A 15423-nucleotide genomic window follows, 5' to 3' on the forward strand; every position below is an offset into this window, starting at 1 on the left:
GGTTGACCGCCGTTCTCTCGCGTGCGCACCGTTTCGCCCGCAATCGACGGACTTGGGCTAGCGTACACACCTACGCCACATTCCCAGACGACTGAGATTGTTACCGGGGGGCTTCGGCCCACACTGTGGAAGGCGATAGGGAGACGACCAGCATGCCCACCGGCACGGTCAAATGGTTCAACACCACCAAGGGCTACGGCTTCATCCAGCCCGACGACGGCGGCAAGGACGTGTTCGTCCACATCAGCGCCGTCGAGCGGGCCGGCCTGCGCAGCCTGAACGAAGGCCAGAAGGTCAGCTTCCAGCTGAAGGACGAACGCGGCAAGACCGCGGCCGTGGACCTCCAGGCGATCTAGTCTTATCGGAAGACCAAGGAGCGGGCGTCGATCCAGACCGGATCGGCGCCCGTTTCGATTCCCGCCCCTGGAGGCCGCCGTGGTCGACATCATCGCGCTCGAAGACGTTTCCGCCCGAGCCTGGCCTTCGCTGCATCGGGAGCGGCTGGGCGGCTGGCGGCTGTATGCTTCGACCGGACACACCGGGCGGGCCAACACCTGCTGGGTTCTGGGGGCGCCCGACCGGCCGCTGGACGACGCCTTCCGCGAGACTGAGGCCTGGTACGCGGCGCGCGGTCTGCCGTCGAAGTTCAAGACGGTGGACGGCGTGACGCCGCAGGGCTTTGAAGCGGAGCTTACGGGGCGGGGCTTCTCGCCGCGCACCGAGACGCTGGTCATGGTCGGGCCGGTCGGCGGAACCAGCGCGGGCGTTCTCCTTGGCGAGGAGCCCGACGAACCCTTCCAGGCGGTGCTGTTCGAGACCCTCTACCGCGACAAGGCCGACGCCGACGAGCGGCTGGACACCGCCCGGCGCATCCCGCGGCCCAAGCGGTTCGCGCGCATCGACGTCGACGGCGTCCCCGCCGCGGTCGGAGCCCTGGCCGTCGACGGCGACTGGGCGGGCGTCTCGCTGATGCGCACTTCGCCGAACCATCGCCGCCAGGGCCTGGCCGCGCGGATCGTCGCCGCGCTGCTGGCCGAGGCTGAGGCCGCCGGCGCCCGCCGCAGCTACCTGCAGGTCGAGGCGGACAACAGTGGCGCGGTGGCGCTGTACCAGGCCATGGGCTTCGCCGAGGCCTACAGCTACCGCTACTGGGCGCGTTGACGGCTAGCGGATGAGGCGAACCTCAACGCCCGCCGCGCCCGCTACGGAGGTCCAGGCGCGGTCGGCGGTCAAGGTAGGCCGGGCCAGCTTGGCGGCGAGCGCCAGGCAGGCTCGATCGCCGAACGAAAGACCCGCAAGTCGCGTCATCGGCGCGAGGAGGCCGGCAGCATAGGCCAGGTCCTCGTCGAACGGCGCGCGTTCGAGGGGCATGGGCGCCAGGAGCCGGTGGATGTCGTCCTCCGCGACGCCGTTTCGCGCCGCGTAAGCGATGACCTCGCTCAAGTTGACGGTGCAGATCACGGACTCGGCGAGTACGGCCTGGACGACTTCGGCGCCGGGCTCGTCGAGGATGAGCGCCAGCAGAGCCGAAGAGTCCAGGACCACGCCAGTCATTCGTCGCCGGCTTCGGCCCGCCGGTCAGCCAGGAAATCGTCAGTGCTGACGCCTCGACCGGCGAAGAGTTGTTTGGCGAGCGCCTGAGTGTCGGCCACCACCTCCGCGATCGAGCGCACCCGAATGGTCTGGCCGTCGAGCTCGATCACCACGTCGCCGCCCTGCTCAAGGCCGACGGCGCGCCGGAACTCGGCCGGCAGGCTGAGGCGTCCGGACTCGGTTACGCGGCCGCGAATGGCGTTCATGGCGCAACTCCTCGATGCGCCATGATATCACAGTGCGCCATGCGGCGCGATCTATGGCTACTGGGCGCGCTGAACCGGGGCGCGCTGGGCGATGACCACGCCGGCCAGGGTCATGAAGCCGCCGACGATCTGGATCGGGGTCAGGATCTCGCGGAACAGGATCCAGCCGACCACGGCGGCGACGACGGGCTGGGCCAGGACCACCACCGAGGCGATCGAGGCGGGCAGACGGCCCAGCGCCCAGGCGATCGAGCCCTGGCCGATCACATGCACGGCGGCCAGGCCGATACAGGCCCACCAGCCGCCCGGGCCGGCCGGAATGATGTCCTCGCCGAAGGCCAGGGCGACCAGCAGCAGGATCGGGGTGCTGACCAGGGTCGACCAGAACATGGCGCGGGAGGCGCCCGCCCCCTGGCGCGCCTTGCGCATGGCCAGGAAGTAGAAGGCGTACCAGACCGCCGTGAACAGCGAGAGCACGTCGCCCAGCGGCGCGTTGATCGCCTGGCCGTGGTCGGCCGTGAAGGCCATCACCGCGGCCCCGACGATGGCCAGGGCCAGGCCGGCGATGAAGATCTTGCCTGGCCGCTCGCGGAACAGGAACCAGGCGCAGACGGTCACGATGACCGGCGACAGGTTGGTCAGCACCGTGGCGTTGGCGACCGAGGTGAACTTCACGCCGTAGTGCCAGAACGACAGGTCGGCGGCGAAGAACAGGCCGGCCAGCAGCAGCATCCGCGACGGCGGCGTCTTCACGCCCTCGCCGTCGCGCAGGGCCATCAGCGCCAGGAAGGGCAGGGCCAGGAACAGCCGCCAGAAGCCGGCCGCCGCTGGTCCGGTCTCGGTCAGCCGCACGAAGATCGGCGCGAAGCCGATCGCGCAGGCGCCGAACACCAGCGCCGCCAGGGCGGGAAGGCGGGACTTGGTCGTGTCGTCGGTCATGAGAAGCCCAATTCGGCGCGGAGCGCTTGCGGCGAGACGCCCCGGCCGCGGAGGTCGCGCAGGGTCTCGGCCCGGTCGCGCTTGGCGAAACGGCGGCCCTCGGCGTCGGTCAGCAGGGGATGGTGGCGGTAGGTCGGGGTCGGCAGGTCGAGCAGCGCCTGCAGCAGCCGCTGGATGTGCGTCGCCTCGAACAGGTCGACGCCGCGGATCACATGGTCGATCCGCTGGAGGGCGTCGTCGACGACGACGGCCAGGTGGTAGGCGACGCCGACGTCCTTGCGCGCCAGCACCACGTCTCCGGCCAGGTCGGGACGGGCCTGGACGGATCCATGGCCGTCCTCGACGAAGGCCAGGCCGTCGAACCCGCCCAGCGCCTCGCGCGCGGCGTCCAGGGAGAGCCGCCAGGCGAAGCCCTTGCCCTCGGCGAGGAGGGCCTCCTCCTCTTCCGGCGGGAGGGGGTCGCCCCGGAACGGCTCTTCGGGGCCGTGCGGGGCGCTGGCGGCGGCTTCCACGATCTCCTTGCGGGTCTTGAAGCAGCGGTAGAGCAGGCCCCGGCCGCGCAGGCGGTCCAGCGCCGCCTCGTAGTCGATCATGTGTTCGGACTGGACCCGCGCTGGCCGCTCCCAGTCGAGGCCGAGCCAGGCGAGGTCCTCGAAGATCGCCTCGGTGAACTCCGGCCGGCAGCGGGTGCGGTCGATGTCCTCGATGCGCAGCACGAACCGCCCGCCGGCCGCGCGCGCGGCCTCGAACGCGGTGAGGGCCGAGAAGGCGTGGCCGCGGTGCAGGTAGCCGGTGGGCGAGGGCGCGAAACGCGTGGCGAAGGTCACGCGCCGCTTCTAGGCCGTTCGGAGCGCCGGTGGAACCGGGTCAGCAGCCCGGATGCGGATGTGGGAACATGCCCATGTGCGACAGCACCGCCCGCAGGAAGTTGTCCTCGCTGCCGAGCGCCTCGCGCAACGGATCGAACTGGTGGAAGGCGCTCATCTCGGCCAGGCCGTGGGCGGCGCACCAGGCGGCGATGGTGGCCAGCTCGACGTCCATTTCAGAGACTTCGGGACCGGCCGCCTTGCGGAAGGCGTCCTGCACCATGCAGTAGGCGCTGTCCTCGCCCTTCAGTCCCTCGGGCAGGGCGACCTTGTCCCGCGAGCAGTCGTACATCACCCGGTACAGGGCCGGATGCTTCTGGGCGAAGCGGACGTAGGCGACGCCGATCTCGGTCATGGCCTGGCGGTCGTCGACGGCGGCGGCGCGGGAGGCGCGCATCTCGTCGCCGAGCATGTCCCAGCCGACGTGGGCCACCGCGTCCAGCAGTTCGCCCTTGTCCTTGAAGTGGTGATAGGGCGCGGCCGGACTGACGCCGGCCTCGCGCGCCACGGCGCGCAGCGACAGGGCGCTGGGACCCTCGTTCTCGAGAATCCGGCGGGCGGCCTCGACCAGCGCGCGGCGCAGATCGCCGTGGTGGTAGGGGCGGTTGTCGGTGGGGGCGGCGTCTTTCATCGACCTCACTCTAAAACTTCATCCGAACGGTGTAAAGATTCATCTTGACGTCGTTCAGATCGGTGTTATTTAAACAGCGTCCAGATCGGACGGCCCCGCTCCCCCGGGGAAACAACTGGGGACCCGGTCTTCGGGTCCAAACTGAAGGATGTGTGTCATGTCGGTTTCTCGCCTCGTCGCTTTCGAACGTTTCTTCGACCGTTCGGCCGCCATCTACCTGCTGGTCCTGGGCGCCGCCCTGACCGGCGCCGTCGCCTTCGTGGGCGCGTAAGCAAGTTTCGCCCTCGATCCTACCGCTCGCGCCGCGTGGCGGGCGAGCGGACCCAGCCCAGACCCTGCCAGGGGCGCTTCGGCGCCCCTTTTCTTTGCGCGACGCCGCCCCGTTGCCGAAGGATTGACGCGCCTGTCGTGGAGCCGTCGCGGAAGCTGGTCTATCCTCTGAGTCGCGTTCGAGGGTGATTGGCGACCTTCGAGGATGCGTGGAAAGCGAGGTCGGTCTTCAGGTCGGTCGCGTATCTGATCGCTGAGAGAACCCGGGAGGGATCCGATGCTGGTGTCTAGCACGCCGCCGTCGGGTTGGCCGGCCCTGGTGCTGAACGCGGACTATCGTCCCCTCAGCTACTATCCCCTGTCGCTTTGGCCGTGGCAGGAAGTCATCAAGGCGGTCTTCCTGGACCGCGTCGATGTCATCTCCACCTATGACAAGGTGGTTCACAGTCCGTCGTTCGAGATGCGGCTGCCCAGCGTGGTCTCGCTGAAGTCCTACGTCTCGCAGGACCGACCGCCCGCCTTCACCCGGTTCAACCTGTTCCTGAGAGACGCCTTCGCCTGCCAGTACTGCGGCGACGGCGACGAGCTGACCTTCGACCACGTCATCCCGCGGTCGCGCGGCGGCCGGACGACCTGGGAGAACATCGTCACCGCCTGTGCGCCCTGCAATCTGGCCAAGGGCGGACGGACGCCGCGCGAGGCCCAGATGATCCCGTTCCGGCATCCGCGCCGCCCGACCATGCATGAGCTTCAGGACCATGGCCGGCGGTTCCCGCCCAACTACCTGCACGACAGCTGGCTCGACTACCTCTACTGGGACATCGAACTGGAGGCCTGAGACGGAGCCGTCTAGGGTCGCGCCGCGTCCGTGTCTTCGAGGTGATCGTGAAGCGTCTGAGTCTGTTCCTTCTCCTGTTCATCCTCGTGACGGGCGGCTGGGCGTCGACCGCTGCGGCGCAGGTCACCGTCACCTTCTACAGTCACGGCTGGGGTATCGGGCCGGGCGGAGTCACCTATTTCCCGCACGCCTTCATCAAGGTCGCCGGGACGCCGCTGGCGGGCGGCGAGGCCGTCGACCGCACGTTCGGCTTCACGGCCACCGACCTGACGACGGCGATGACCAACCGGCCGGGGATCGTGAAGCCCGCCGACCCGCGCTACATCGACGACAGCACGCCGCACTTCTCGGTCGTGGCGACCGACGAGCAGTACGCGGTCCTGCTGGAGAAGATCCGCTGGTGGATGACGCCGGAAGGGTCGGTCTATAATCTGAAGACCCGCAACTGCATCCATTTCGTGGCCGAGATGGCCGAGATCCTGGGGCTGAAGCCGGGCAATACGCGGACCTGGAAGCCGGTCGTGTTCATGACCGACACCGAGAAGAAGAATCCGGGCAAGCTGACGATCATCACGGCCGGGGCGAAGGCCAGGCCCGAGACCGCGCCGCCGCCGGAGGCCGCCGCCCTGCAGGAGAAGGGGCCGGACGGGAACTGAACGCTCGGGTCGCATGGCCGCGAAAATGTAAACTCACCTGCGATTTCAGGTTGAGCGGTCAACCGACTGGAAACCTGCCGCCGTTACCCTAGGGGCATGTCAGTCGTTCCGTTTGCTCCTCGTCCCGTCCCATCGTCCTCGGGCGTCCAGCGCCGGGGCGGCGTGCGTCATCGTTCGCTGCTGGCGGCCAAGCTGACCAACGCCGACGCGTCCGCCACCATCGACTGCACCATCCGCAATCTGTCCGAAGAGGGCGCGCAGATCGAAACCGCCTCGCTGCAGCTGCTGCCGCAGCCGGCGCCGTTGCGCCTGATGCAGATCAAGGACGGGGTGGCCTGGGACGTCGAGATCGCCTGGCGGCGCGGCAATCGCATGGGGCTGCGCCTGACCCGGCGCCACGACCTGCACGGCGCGGTCGAAGCGGATCTGCGTGCGCTGCGCGCGATCTGGAGCCAGATGGCGCTGCGCTAGGCCTAGATCTTTTCGCTGATCTTGATCGCCGCGCGGCAGCCGGCCTGGATCACGGCCGTCAGCAACGGATGGGCGGGCGCGTCTCGCGAGCCCTCTTCGATGGCGATGTCGCGGTGGGCCAGCTCCTCGTCGCGGAACTTGGTCAGCTCCGCCGCCAGGACGGGGTCGCGGTCGGCGATCTCCGCGATCTGGTCGGCGTAGTGCTTCTCGATCACCGTCTCGACCGCCTCGGTGCAGGCGTGAGCCGCCTTGTCGCCGAGCAGGGCGGTGCCGGCGCCCAGGGCGAAGCCGGCGGCGCGCCAGAGCGGCGCCATCAGGGTCGGGCGGACGCGATGCTGGTTCAGCAGTTCGTCGAAGCGGGCCAGATGGACGGCTTCGTGCCCTTCCATCTCCTCGAGCTGGGCGGCGGTGCGCTCATGGCCCTTGGCCTGGCCGAGCACGGCCCGCTGGCCGCGATAGATATGGACGGCGCCGAGCTCGCCGGCGTGGTCGACGCGGAGGATCTCGGCCAGGCGGGCGGCGGTCGCGCCGCGGCCGGGGCGCGCCGGCGTCGGGCGGCCGGTCATGCGTACTTCCTCCGGAAGGCCTGGAAGCTGAGCGCCGCCAGGGCCAGGGAGAAGAGGGCGTTCCAGCCCGCCATCGACAGGCCGGCGAAGACCCAGGCCGCCTTGTCGCAGGACGGGGCGCTGAACACCTCGCCCTTCAGCAGCGCGGCCATGCTCTCGGCGGTGACCGTGGCCGCGCCGCCGCCGCAGACGCTGGGGCCGGGCCACCACTTCCACTCCGCCCCGGCGTGATAGGCCGCCAGGCCGGCGCCGAAGAGGAAAACCAGCCCGAGGGCCAGGTTGAACCAGCGGCGGCTGTTCGCGCCCAGCTTCGTGCGCACCGCCAGCATGCCGACCAAGGCCACGGCCAGGGCGACCCAATAGACCTCGCGCTGCTTGAAGCAGAGATAGCAGGGGGCCAGGCCGCCGATGTGCTGGAACCCGTGGGCGATGGCCAGCATCGTCGCGGAGGCGATGAAGGCGGTCAGCCGCCAGCGGCGCAGGACGGGTTCGAGCAGTCGGTTCATGGTTATCCGCACACCGAGGTGGAAGAGCCCGATCCCAGATAGTGGCTGGCGACCAGTCCGGCCACGATAAGCGCGATCCCCAGCCCCGCGAAGAGGGCCAGCCGCTTCTCGACGACGGGGAGCATGGCCGGGCCGAACTTCTTCACCACCGCCGCCACCAGGAAGAAGCGCGCGCCGCGGGTGATCACCGAGGCGACGATGAACATCAGGAAGCTGAACTGGGCCAGGCCCGAGGCGATGGTGACCAGCTTGTACGGGATCGGGGTCAGGCCCTTGGCCAGGATCACCCAGGTCCCGTACTTGTCGTACCAGCACTGGAACTCGCCCAGACCCTCGGCGTGGCCGGTCAGGCTTAGCAGCCACATGGCCGCGTCCTGCAGGTAGAAGCCGATGGCGTAGCCGGCGATGCCGCCCAGCACCGAGGCCAGGGTGCAGAGGCCCGCGTAGAACCAGGCCCGGTCCGGCCGCGCCAGCACCATGGGCGCCAGCATCACGTCTGGCGGAATCGGGAAGAACGAGCTCTCCGCGAAGGACACGGCGAACAGGCTGGAGGGGGCATGTTTGGAGGCGGCGAGCCCCATCACCCAGTCGTAAAGTCGGCGCAGCATTGGGCTGTGCTATCAGGGCGGCGAAGCCTTGTCTCGTGCAGCTTCGATGCAGCCGTCGCGAAGGCGTCGCTTCACCCATCTAGTTTCATCTGATACTATCTCCGCAACGAACCACTGGAGCATCCGATGAACGCCCAACCCAAGGCCGACCTGTTCGACAACCCGCTCGGCACCGACGGCTTCGAGTTCGTCGAGTTCACCTCGCCCGAGCCGGAAAAGCTGAAAGCCCTGTTCGAATCGATGGGCTTCACGGCCATCGCCAAGCACAGGTCCAAGAACGTGCTGCGCTTCCGCCAGGGCGACATCAACTTCATCCTGAACATGGAGCCGGAAGGCCAGCCCGCCCAGTTCCGCGCCGACCACGGCCCGTCGGCCAACGCCATGGCCTTCCGCGTGCGCGACGCCGCCAAGGCCTTCAAGATGGCGGTCGAGCGCGGCGCCAAGCCGGTGGCCGGCCCGGTCGGCCCGATGGAGCTGAACATCCCGGCGATCGAAGGGATCGGCGGCACCAACCTGTACCTGGTCGACCGCTACGGCGCTCAGGAGATCTATGACGTCGACTTCGTGGCCATTCCGGGCGCGGCCGAGGCGGAAGAGGGCAATGCGGTCGGCCTGACCTATCTCGACCACCTGACGCACAACGTGCATCGCGGCGGCATGGCCAAGTGGGCCGACTTCTACGAGCGCGTCTTCAACTTCCGCGAAATCCGCTACTTCGACATCGAGGGCAAGGTGACCGGCCTGTTCTCGAAGGCCATGACCAGCCCGGACGGGAAGATCCGCATCCCGCTGAACGAGAGCCAGGACGAGCAGTCGCAGATCGAGGAATTCCTGCGCGACTACAAGGGCGAGGGCATCCAGCACCTGGCCTTCGGCACGGATGACATCTTCACCACCGTCGAGACCCTGCGCGAGCGCGGCGTGAAGTTCCAGTCGACCCCGGACAGCTACTACGAACTGCTCGACGGCCGGGTGAAGGATCACGGCGAGGACACCCAGCGCCTGCACAGCCTGAACATCCTGCTCGACGGCGCCCCGACCGAAGGCCAGGGCCTGCTGCTGCAGATCTTCACCGAGAACCAGGTCGGCCCGATCTTCTTCGAGATCATCCAGCGCAAGGGCAACGAAGGCTTCGGCGAGGGCAACTTCAAGGCCCTGTTCGAGTCGATCGAGCTCGACCAGATCCGTCGCGGCGTGGTGAAGGCGGACTAGTCGCATTTCCTCCCCCTTGGGGGAGGGGGACCACCCGATAGGGTGGTGGAGGGGGTCAAACGTCTCGGCCGGCGCGCGGACCATCCCGCCGAGGACCCGCTCCACCATGCTTCGCATGGTCCCCCTCTCCCTGAGGGAGAGGATGGCCTTTCGCTCGTCTGTTCGAACGCTAGGTTAGGGCCATGAAAAAGCGCCTCCTCGCCATCGCCGCCCTCGCTCTCTTCGCCACCCCTTCGTTCGCCGCTCCGCCCAAATGGGCCATCGTCGTCCATGGCGGGGCCGGAGTGATCGAGCGCAAGGACCTGACGCCCGAGCTCGACAAGGCCTATCGCGACGCAATGAACGCCGCCGTCGCCAAGGGGTCCAAGATCCTCGCCGACGGGGGCGGCGCCATGGACGCCATCGAGGCCGTGGTCCGCGATCTGGAGGACGACCCGCTGTTCAACGCCGGCCGCGGCGCGGTCTTCACCGCCGACGGCCGCAACGAGCTGGACGCCGCCTTCATGGACGGCAAGACGCTGAAGGCCGGCGCGGTCGCGGGCGTCACCCGCACGAAACACCCGATCACCCTGGCCCGCGCGGTCATGGAGAAGTCCAAGCACGTCATGCTGATCGGGCAGGGCGCCGACGCCTTCGCCGCCAGCCAGGGGGTCGAGCAGGTCGATCCGTCCTACTTCTTCACCGAGCGGCGCTGGCAGGGGCTGGTCAAGGCGCTGACGGCCCAGGGCCTGCCGATCCCGCCGCGCCCGGCCGGCGCGCCGGCGCCCCAGGCCTTCACCCCCATCCCCGATGACCGCAAATACGGCACCGTCGGCGTCGTGGCGTTGGACAGCGCCGGCAATATCGCCGCCGGCACCTCCACGGGCGGCACCGTGGCGAAGCGCTGGGGCCGGGTCGGCGACAGCCCGATCATCGGCGCCGGCACCTACGCCTCCAACCAGTCCTGCGCCGTCTCGGCGACCGGGACCGGCGAGTTCTTCATCCGGCTGACCGTGGCGCGCGATATCTGCGCCCTGGTCCAGTACGGGAAGGCGCCGCTGCAGAAGGCCGCCGACACGGTGGTCCAGCAACAGCTGACCGCCTTGGGCGGCGACGGCGGCGTCATCGCGGTCGCGCCCGACGGTCAGATCGCCTGGAGCTTCAACACCCCCGGCATGTACCGCGCCAGCGCCGCCGAGGGGCGGCCGACGGTCGTGTCGATCTACAAGGACGAACCCTAGGCGATGTTCCCCCGCCTGACCCTCGACATCGGCTGGCGCGACCTGGCCTTCGCCCTTGCGACACGCGGGGACGAGGGCGCGGTCCGGTCGATCGCGGCGATGGCGCCGGCGGGGCGGACGGCTGTGACGGCCCTGTCGGTGCGGACCGCGCTCGACGCCTTCCTCGCCGAGCTGGCCCTGCCGGCCGGCGACGAGGTGCTGATGAGCGCCGTCAACATCGAGACCATGGCCGAGGTGGTGCGTGCGCACGGCCTGGTCCCGGTCTCCGTCGACATCGAACTGGCGACCCTGGCCCCATCGCCCGAGACTGTGGAGGCGGCGGTTACGCCGCGGACCCGCCTGTTCCTGCTCGCCCACCTGTACGGCGCCCGCGTGGAGACGTCCGGGCTGGCGGAGGTCTGCCGCCGGCGCGGACTGATGTTCGTCGAGGACCTGGCCCAGGCCTATGACGGCCGGCTGACGGCGTCCGACGGCGCCGACGCCAGCCTGTACAGCTTCGGGCCGATCAAGACCGCCACCGCCCTGGGCGGCGCCGTGGCCCTGTTCGCGGACCCCGATCTCGCCCGCCGCGTGCGTGCGCGGCTGGACGCCTGTCCGGAGCCGGCGGCGGGGTGGTGGCGGAAGCGGGCGCTCAAGCACGCCGTTCTCAAGGCGCTCAGCCTGCCGCCGCTCTATGGCCTGGCGCGACTGGCCATCGCCGCGGCGGGCCGCGATCCGGAGGCCGTGATCGGCGCGGCGGCGCGGGGGTTTCGCAGCGGCGACCTGCTGCCTCAGCTTCGCCGACGGCCGCCCAAGGCGATGCTCGCCCTGCTGGCGCGGCGGCTCGCGCGTGGCGCGGCGCCCCTCGAGCGGACCGCCCGCGCTCGCCGCGTGCTCTGGCGGCTGCCGCCGCGCATTCCGGTTCCGGGCCGGGACCTGGCGTCTCACGCCTGGTGGCTGGCGCCCGTCCTGCCGCGTCATCCTGATCTCTTCGCCCAACGTCTGCGCGACGCCGGCTTCGACGCCACCCGCGGCGCGACCAGTCTGCGGGCTCTGCCCGGCGCGCCGAACGCCGCCCATCTGATCGACATGGTCGTCTATCTGCCGCTGTCGCCCTTCCTGTCGCAGGTCGACGAAGCCCGCTTGGCCGACCTCACGGTCGCGGCGTTTGACGACGACGCGCGTTCTTCCTTCATCACCGCACCGGCGGAGGCCCTTTCGACATGAGCAAGAAGACCTGGATCCCCGTTCGCGGCGCCCAGGGGCTGAACAGCCGCCAGGCGCACGCCGACCTGCCGGAGGGGACCTACGAGCGCGAGGTGTCCAAGGAAGGCTTCTTCGGCCCGGCCGCCTTCCTCTACCACCGCCGCCCGCCGACCGGCTGGACCTCGTTCGAGGGGCCGCTGCGCCCGCGCGCCTTCGACCTGAACGGTCTCAACGAGGCCGCGCCGTCGCCCTGGGACGCGCCGGTGGTGCTGCACAACGCGTCCTGCGAGATGCGGTTCTGGAAGCTGTCCGCGCCGATGCCGGCTTTGGCCCGCAACGCCGACGGCGACCAGCTGCTGTTCATCCACGCGGGCGAGGGCGACCTGTTCTGCGACTACGGCCGTATCGGCTATGTCGCCGGCGACTACCTCTACCTGCCGCGCGGGACGATGTGGCGGCTCAGCCCCTCGGCGCCGACCGCGATCCTGACCATCCAGGCGACCAACGGCCATTTCACCCTGCCGGACAAGGGCCTGCTCGGGCCGCACGCGCTGTTCGACCCGGCCATGCTCGACACCCCGGCGATGGACGAGGCCTTCCGCGCCCACCAGGCCCAGGACGGCGAGACGGCGGTGCATATCAAGAAGCGCGGCCAGGTCTCGGTGGCGACCTATCCCTACAACCCGCTGGATGCGGTCGGCTGGCACGGCGAGCTCGCGCCGGTGCGGATCAATGTGAAGGACTTCCGGCCCGTGGTCAGCGCCCGCTACCATCTGCCGCCCAGCGTCCACACGACCTTCCTGGCCGACCGGTTCGTGGTCTGCACCTTCGCGCCCCGGCCGTTCGAGACCGATCCGGGTGCGATCAAGATTCCCTTCTTCCACAACAACGACGATTTCGACGAGGTGCTGTTCTACCACGCCGGGGACTTCTTCAGCCGCGACCATATCGAGGCCGGCATGATGACCTTCCATCCGTCGGGCTTCACCCACGGGCCGCACCCCAAGGCGCTGAAGAAGATGCTGGTCCAGGACAAGGTCGCCACCGACGAGTACGCGGTGATGATCGACACCCGCGACCCGCTGGAGGTGGGCGAGGGGGCGTCGACGGTCGAGAACCCGGCCTACGTCGACAGCTGGAAGGCGCCGACGTGACGAACGGCGCCGTCGTCAGCCTGGACGAGAAGTTCGCGGCCTTCTCCGAGCACTGGCGGCCGAAGATCGCGGCCGAGCTGAACGGCCAGACGGTGCGGCTGGTGAAGGTGCAGGGCGTCTTCCCCTGGCATAGCCACGCCCAGGCCGAGGAGATGTTCCTGGTCTGGAAGGGCGTCTTCCGCGTCGAGTTCCGGGACCGGGTCGAGACCCTGCGGCCGGGGCAGTTCATCGTCGTGCCGCGCGGGATCGAACATCGCACCGCCGCCGACGAAGAGGCCGAGGTGATCATCTTCGAACCCGCAGAGGTCGTGAACACCGGCGACGCCGAGGCTTCCGCGTTCACCGCCCCCCAGGGAGTCCGCATATGACAGACGCCGCCGTCGATCCCGACCTGCTGGCCATGGCCGAGGACGAGCTGTCGCGCGCCGTGACCCTCAGCTGGCGCGAGGCCTCGAAGGTCACGCCCTGGGGCGACACGTTCGAGGGCATCTCGCCCGCCGGACGGAATGTGCAGGTCGAGCGCAACTACCTCTGGTCGGGCGCGCCCGGCGGAGACATTCTCGTCGAGATAGCGGTGTTCGGCGGCCCCTCGCGCTATGACGCGGGCGCCAGGGTCAGCCGAACCATCCGCAAGGGCGGCTGAGCCGTCGTCTCGTGGGGGGTCCGGCGATGATCGAGCACAGTGAGTTTCCTTGGGGGCCGCAGGATGCGCCGGGACTGCTGACGCCTCTGGGCGTCGTCGGCTGGGTGCTGGCGGCGGCGCTGCTGCTGATCCTGATGGCCGTGACGATGCGGGGCCAGGGCGGCGGCAAGGGTCCGCGCCGGCGCGGCGACGATTCGCAGCTGAACGAGATCTACGCCCATGTGCTGGCCGCGGCCCGCTACGCCCTGCGCCAGGACGAATTCGGCGTGCTGAAGGGCGCGGACCAGCTGCGCCGGGTGATCCGCACCCACCTCGGCGGCGTGCTGCTGGCCGGCGGGGGCCTGAACAAGACCCTGCGCGACCTGGGCGAAGCCATGGGCGAGGGCGGGAAGAAGCCCGAGCCGAAGCCGGCGAAGCACGACCATCCTCACGGCGGCGACGATCGCCACGGCGGTCACGGCGACTACGGCCATCGCCCCGAGCCGAAGCCGCTCGTGGTCGCCGAACCCGCCGGCGCGACGGTCGCCGAGACTGTCCACGGGCACAGCATCACGGTGAACATCGGCGGCGATGTGATCGAGCGGCCGACCGAGCCCGGCCACGGCGGTCACGGTCATGGCAAGCCGGACCACGGCAAGCCCGGCCACGATCCTCATCATCACCACGACGACAAACCCCTCACCCTCGAACAGCAGCTGGCGCAGGTGCGCCGCGCCGTGCGAGCGTTCGAGGTCTGGTGGAGCGACAAGCCGGCCCGGATGGCCGAGCTGCGCGCCGCCCATGACGACCTGACTTCCCACAGGAAGCCCGACCCGGGTCTCCTGGCCCTGCTAGAAGAGAAACGATGAAGCTTGCGTCCCTGAAGGGCGGCCGTGACGGTCGCCTCGTCGTCGTGTCCAACGATCTTGCCTGGTACGCCCCGGCCGACGCCATAGCGCCGACGCTCCAGGCGGCCCTCGACGACTGGGAGCGGTGCGAGCCGCTGCTGCGCGGCCTGGCCGAGAGCCTGGAACACGGCGCCGTGCCGCGCGACCGATTCCATGAGCACGAGGCCCATTCGCCCCTGCCGCGCGCTTACCAGTGGGCCGACGGCAGCGCCTATGTGAACCACGTCGCCCTGGTCCGGAAGGCCCGCGCGGCCGAGATGCCGGACAGCTTCTGGACCGACCCGCTGATGTACCAGGGCGGTTCCGACGGCTTCCTGGCGCCGCGCGATCCGATCCCTCTGAAGGACGAGGCCTGGGGCTGCGACCTGGAGGGCGAGATCGCCGTGGTCACCGGCGACGTGCCGCTGGGCGCGACGCGGGAGGAGGGCCTGGCCGCCGTTCGCCTGGTCATGCTGGTCAACGACGTCAGCCTGCGGAACCTGATCCCGGCCGAGCTGGCCAAGAATTTCGGCTTCTTCCAGTCCAAGCCCGCCAGCGCCTTCTCGCCGGTGGCGGTGACGCCGGACGCCCTGGGCGACGCCTGGAAGGACGGCAAGCTTCACGGCGCCTTGCAGGTCGAGCTGAACGGCAAGTCGTTCGGCGAGGCCGACGCCGGCGTCGACATGACCTTCGACTTCGGAACCCTGATCGCCCACGCGGCCAAGACCCGCGCCCTGTCGGCCGGCACGATCATCGGCTCTGGCACGGTCTCGAACCGCGACGCCGACGGCGGCCCCGGCAAGCCGATCGACCAGGGCGGGCTGGGCTACAGCTGCATCGCCGAGGTGCGGACGGTCGAGACCCTGCTCGCGGGCGAGGCGAAGACCCCCTTCCTTCGCCATGGCGACACGGTGCGGATTGAGATGCGCGACGCCAAGCGCCATTCGATCTTCGGCGCCATCGAGCAGACGGTCGCCGTACCGGGCAGGTAGG

At 69.6% G+C, this 15423-nt stretch carries 21 protein-coding genes; 13 read left to right on the forward strand and 8 right to left on the reverse strand.

All coding sequences use genetic code 11. The annotated features are described in order from the left end of the window. Positions 1-152: 152 nt before the first annotated feature. Positions 153-356 (forward strand): cold-shock protein, encoded by a 204-nt coding sequence (locus tag CSW64_RS07235; protein ID WP_099621480.1) that lies wholly within the window; start codon positions 153-155, stop codon positions 354-356. 79 nt (positions 357-435) lie between these two features. Then, on the forward strand, positions 436-1161 hold the full coding sequence (locus CSW64_RS07240; protein ID WP_099621481.1) for a GNAT family N-acetyltransferase: 726 nt from the start codon (positions 436-438) through the stop codon (positions 1159-1161). A 3-nt stretch (positions 1162-1164) separates the two neighbouring features. Here the strand turns inward: CSW64_RS07240 and CSW64_RS07245 are convergent, their stop codons facing one another. The 5 genes from CSW64_RS07245 to CSW64_RS07265 are packed head-to-tail and all read right to left on the reverse strand — an operon-like array spanning position 1165 to position 4235. Further along, positions 1165-1554 (reverse strand): type II toxin-antitoxin system VapC family toxin, encoded by a 390-nt coding sequence (locus CSW64_RS07245; protein WP_099621482.1) that lies wholly within the window; start codon positions 1552-1554, stop codon positions 1165-1167. Further along, positions 1551-1799 (reverse strand): AbrB/MazE/SpoVT family DNA-binding domain-containing protein, encoded by a 249-nt coding sequence (locus CSW64_RS07250; protein ID WP_099621483.1) that lies wholly within the window; start codon positions 1797-1799, stop codon positions 1551-1553. Before CSW64_RS07250 ends, CSW64_RS07245 begins: the two co-directional genes overlap by 4 nt. 57 nt (positions 1800-1856) lie before the next feature. Next, on the reverse strand, positions 1857-2738 hold the full coding sequence (locus CSW64_RS07255) for a DMT family transporter (RefSeq protein WP_099621484.1): 882 nt from the start codon (positions 2736-2738) through the stop codon (positions 1857-1859). Next, positions 2735-3565 (reverse strand): tRNA glutamyl-Q(34) synthetase GluQRS, encoded by an 831-nt coding sequence (gluQRS, locus tag CSW64_RS07260; RefSeq protein WP_099621485.1) that lies wholly within the window; start codon positions 3563-3565, stop codon positions 2735-2737. Before gluQRS ends, CSW64_RS07255 begins: the two co-directional genes overlap by 4 nt. Positions 3566-3605: 40 nt before the next feature. Beyond that, on the reverse strand, positions 3606-4235 hold the full coding sequence (locus tag CSW64_RS07265; RefSeq protein ID WP_099621486.1) for a TetR/AcrR family transcriptional regulator: 630 nt from the start codon (positions 4233-4235) through the stop codon (positions 3606-3608). Between the two features lie 547 nt (positions 4236-4782). On the opposite strand from CSW64_RS07265, the gene CSW64_RS07270 reads away from it, so the two are divergent. The 3 genes from CSW64_RS07270 to CSW64_RS07280 all read left to right on the forward strand — a co-directional run bounded on the left by CSW64_RS07270 (position 4783) and on the right by CSW64_RS07280 (position 6470). Then, entirely contained in the window at positions 4783-5343 is a 561-nt protein-coding gene (locus CSW64_RS07270; protein ID WP_099621487.1) for an HNH endonuclease, read from the forward strand. A gap of 47 nt (positions 5344-5390) precedes the next feature. Next, positions 5391-5999: a hypothetical protein gene (locus CSW64_RS07275; protein ID WP_150131357.1), complete on the forward strand. Its 609-nt coding sequence runs from the start codon at positions 5391-5393 to the stop codon at positions 5997-5999. Positions 6000-6095: 96 nt separating this feature from the next. Continuing rightward, entirely contained in the window at positions 6096-6470 is a 375-nt protein-coding gene (locus CSW64_RS07280; protein WP_099621489.1) for a PilZ domain-containing protein, read from the forward strand. A gap of 2 nt (positions 6471-6472) precedes the next feature. Here the strand turns inward: CSW64_RS07280 and CSW64_RS07285 are convergent, their stop codons facing one another. The 3 genes from CSW64_RS07285 to CSW64_RS07295 are packed head-to-tail and all read right to left on the reverse strand — an operon-like array spanning position 6473 to position 8150. Beyond that, positions 6473-7036, reverse strand: coding sequence for a demethoxyubiquinone hydroxylase family protein (locus CSW64_RS07285; RefSeq protein ID WP_099621490.1), 564 nt, complete (start codon positions 7034-7036; stop codon positions 6473-6475). After that, on the reverse strand, positions 7033-7542 hold the full coding sequence (locus tag CSW64_RS07290) for a disulfide bond formation protein B (RefSeq protein ID WP_099621491.1): 510 nt from the start codon (positions 7540-7542) through the stop codon (positions 7033-7035). The genes CSW64_RS07285 and CSW64_RS07290 overlap by 4 nt, the downstream gene beginning before the upstream one ends. Positions 7543-7544: 2 nt before the next feature. After that, entirely contained in the window at positions 7545-8150 is a 606-nt protein-coding gene (locus CSW64_RS07295) for a YqaA family protein (protein WP_099621492.1), read from the reverse strand. 126 nt (positions 8151-8276) lie between these two features. On the opposite strand from CSW64_RS07295, the gene hppD reads away from it, so the two are divergent. From hppD to CSW64_RS07335, 8 genes are all read left to right on the forward strand, one after another. Next, a complete protein-coding gene (hppD, locus tag CSW64_RS07300; protein WP_099621493.1) occupies positions 8277-9362 on the forward strand; it encodes a 4-hydroxyphenylpyruvate dioxygenase in 1086 nt (361 codons plus the stop codon). Between the two features lie 182 nt (positions 9363-9544). Then, entirely contained in the window at positions 9545-10582 is a 1038-nt protein-coding gene (locus tag CSW64_RS07305; RefSeq protein WP_099621494.1) for an isoaspartyl peptidase/L-asparaginase family protein, read from the forward strand. Positions 10583-10585: 3 nt separating this feature from the next. Continuing rightward, positions 10586-11788 (forward strand): DegT/DnrJ/EryC1/StrS family aminotransferase, encoded by a 1203-nt coding sequence (locus CSW64_RS07310; protein WP_099621495.1) that lies wholly within the window; start codon positions 10586-10588, stop codon positions 11786-11788. Beyond that, a complete protein-coding gene (locus CSW64_RS07315) occupies positions 11785-12921 on the forward strand; it encodes a homogentisate 1,2-dioxygenase (RefSeq protein ID WP_099621496.1) in 1137 nt (378 codons plus the stop codon). The genes CSW64_RS07310 and CSW64_RS07315 overlap by 4 nt, the downstream gene beginning before the upstream one ends. Next, positions 12918-13289: a cupin domain-containing protein gene (locus CSW64_RS07320; RefSeq protein ID WP_099621497.1), complete on the forward strand. Its 372-nt coding sequence runs from the start codon at positions 12918-12920 to the stop codon at positions 13287-13289. The genes CSW64_RS07315 and CSW64_RS07320 overlap by 4 nt, the downstream gene beginning before the upstream one ends. After that, positions 13286-13564, forward strand: a complete 279-nt coding sequence (locus tag CSW64_RS07325; protein ID WP_245863853.1) for a hypothetical protein — start codon at positions 13286-13288, stop codon at positions 13562-13564. Before CSW64_RS07320 ends, CSW64_RS07325 begins: the two co-directional genes overlap by 4 nt. 26 nt (positions 13565-13590) lie before the next feature. Next, complete coding sequence (locus tag CSW64_RS07330) at positions 13591-14412, forward strand: hypothetical protein (RefSeq protein WP_099621498.1); 822 nt, start codon at positions 13591-13593, stop codon at positions 14410-14412. Next, entirely contained in the window at positions 14409-15422 is a 1014-nt protein-coding gene (locus CSW64_RS07335) for a fumarylacetoacetate hydrolase family protein (RefSeq protein WP_099621499.1), read from the forward strand. The genes CSW64_RS07330 and CSW64_RS07335 overlap by 4 nt, the downstream gene beginning before the upstream one ends. The last annotated feature ends 1 nt before the right edge of the window (position 15423 follow it).

This window comes from Caulobacter mirabilis (assembly GCF_002749615.1).
GTDB lineage: Bacteria > Pseudomonadota > Alphaproteobacteria > Caulobacterales > Caulobacteraceae > Caulobacter > Caulobacter mirabilis.

Bases quoted from the DNA above. Each gene is read 5' to 3' on its own strand.
- CSW64_RS07325 (WP_245863853.1), top strand. From the start codon at position 13,286: ATGACAGACGCCGCCGTCGATCCCGACCTGCTGGCCATGGCCGAGGAC.
- CSW64_RS07290 (WP_099621491.1), bottom strand. From the start codon at position 7,542: ATGAACCGACTGCTCGAACCCGTCCTGCGCCGCTGGCGGCTGACCGCC.
- CSW64_RS07315 (WP_099621496.1), top strand. From the start codon at position 11,785: ATGAGCAAGAAGACCTGGATCCCCGTTCGCGGCGCCCAGGGGCTGAAC.
- CSW64_RS07335 (WP_099621499.1), top strand. From the start codon at position 14,409: ATGAAGCTTGCGTCCCTGAAGGGCGGCCGTGACGGTCGCCTCGTCGTC.
- CSW64_RS07310 (WP_099621495.1), top strand. From the start codon at position 10,586: ATGTTCCCCCGCCTGACCCTCGACATCGGCTGGCGCGACCTGGCCTTC.
- CSW64_RS07295 (WP_099621492.1), bottom strand. From the start codon at position 8,150: ATGCTGCGCCGACTTTACGACTGGGTGATGGGGCTCGCCGCCTCCAAA.
- hppD (WP_099621493.1), top strand. From the start codon at position 8,277: ATGAACGCCCAACCCAAGGCCGACCTGTTCGACAACCCGCTCGGCACC.
- CSW64_RS07280 (WP_099621489.1), top strand. From the start codon at position 6,096: ATGTCAGTCGTTCCGTTTGCTCCTCGTCCCGTCCCATCGTCCTCGGGC.
- CSW64_RS07265 (WP_099621486.1), bottom strand. From the start codon at position 4,235: ATGAAAGACGCCGCCCCCACCGACAACCGCCCCTACCACCACGGCGAT.
- CSW64_RS07270 (WP_099621487.1), top strand. From the start codon at position 4,783: ATGCTGGTGTCTAGCACGCCGCCGTCGGGTTGGCCGGCCCTGGTGCTG.
- CSW64_RS07330 (WP_099621498.1), top strand. From the start codon at position 13,591: ATGATCGAGCACAGTGAGTTTCCTTGGGGGCCGCAGGATGCGCCGGGA.
- CSW64_RS07255 (WP_099621484.1), bottom strand. From the start codon at position 2,738: ATGACCGACGACACGACCAAGTCCCGCCTTCCCGCCCTGGCGGCGCTG.
- CSW64_RS07305 (WP_099621494.1), top strand. From the start codon at position 9,545: ATGAAAAAGCGCCTCCTCGCCATCGCCGCCCTCGCTCTCTTCGCCACC.
- CSW64_RS07250 (WP_099621483.1), bottom strand. From the start codon at position 1,799: ATGAACGCCATTCGCGGCCGCGTAACCGAGTCCGGACGCCTCAGCCTG.
- CSW64_RS07245 (WP_099621482.1), bottom strand. From the start codon at position 1,554: ATGACTGGCGTGGTCCTGGACTCTTCGGCTCTGCTGGCGCTCATCCTC.
- CSW64_RS07235 (WP_099621480.1), top strand. From the start codon at position 153: ATGCCCACCGGCACGGTCAAATGGTTCAACACCACCAAGGGCTACGGC.
- CSW64_RS07285 (WP_099621490.1), bottom strand. From the start codon at position 7,036: ATGACCGGCCGCCCGACGCCGGCGCGCCCCGGCCGCGGCGCGACCGCC.